Raw genomic sequence first — 1,070 nt, forward strand, 5'->3', positions numbered from 1 at the left:
GGCGACCCATGGGGTCGCCTCTTTGTGTGTTGGTAGAGCTGTGGAGCGAGCGCCTTATTCGGCGTCGTACTCCTCGATCTCCTTGCCGAGTGCCTGCATGATGGTGCGTGCCTCGGCGGGAATGCTGTCCGGCTGATCCTTGCGCAGATCTTCGTCGCACGGCAGCGGCTGGCCAGTAAAGGCGTGCAAGAAGGCCTCGCAGAGCAGCTCGCTGTTGGTGGCGTGGCGCAGGTTGTTGACCTGGCGGCGGGTGCGCTCGTCAGTCAGCACCTTAAGCACCTTGAGCGGGATGGAAACGGTGATTTTCTTGACCTGCTCACTCTTCTTGCCGTGCTCTGCATAGGGGCTGACATAGTCGCCGTTCCACTCTGTTCCCATGATCCACCTGTACTGGTTAAGCCGTGAGGCCGAATTTTAACCCTTAAGGAGGGTAATGGCAATCCAACGGCAAAGCCATTCGGACGTCTAGACATGTTGACGGCTTTTTTGGTTTGGCATACTGTGTAGCTCAGCCAGATGGGGCACAGACGAAACAGGGAAGGAGAGCGCAGATGAGTCATCAGGGAACCCACGCCGTACGGGTCGGCATCGAGAGCGATACCCAACACGGGGCGGTCGTTCCTCCCATCTATCTCTCCAGCAACTACACCTTTGCCGACTTTGGCGAGCCACGTCAATACGACTATGCCCGCTCCGGCAACCCGACCCGCAGCAATCTGGCCGAGGCACTGGCTGCCCTGGAAGGGGGGGCGGGTGCCGTCATCACATCCACCGGCATGGGCGCGGTGCATCTGGTCAGCACCACCCTGCTCGCGGCGGGGGATCTGCTGATCGCCCCCCACGACTGCTATGGCGGTACCTGGCGCCTGTTCGAGCACCTCGCCACCAAGGGGTGCTACCGGGTCAAGTTTGTCGATCTGGCCGATGACAAGGCGCTGGCGGAGGCGCTGGCCGAGCAGCCCAAGCTGGTATGGATTGAGACCCCCTCCAACCCCCTGCTGCGGGTAGTGGATGTGGCCGCCATCTGCACGGCCGCCCATGCCGCTGGGGCGCGGGTGGCGGTCGACAAC

The 1,070-nt window shown here is 62.0% G+C and carries 2 protein-coding genes; one reads left to right on the forward strand and one right to left on the reverse strand.

What is annotated here, in order from left to right; translation table 11 throughout:
- Positions 1–54: 54 nt before the first annotated feature.
- Positions 55–378: a met regulon transcriptional regulator MetJ gene (gene metJ / locus BN1134_RS15470; protein WP_042048308.1), complete on the reverse strand. Its 324-nt coding sequence runs from the start codon at positions 376–378 to the stop codon at positions 55–57.
- Between the two features lie 173 nt (positions 379–551).
- On the opposite strand from metJ, the gene BN1134_RS15475 reads away from it, so the two are divergent.
- Positions 552–1,070: aminotransferase class I/II-fold pyridoxal phosphate-dependent enzyme (locus tag BN1134_RS15475; protein ID WP_042048309.1), on the forward strand; the 519-nt coding region annotated here is incomplete at its 3' end.

It is taken from the genome of Aeromonas simiae (genome assembly GCF_000820125.1).
GTDB lineage: Bacteria > Pseudomonadota > Gammaproteobacteria > Enterobacterales > Aeromonadaceae > Aeromonas > Aeromonas simiae.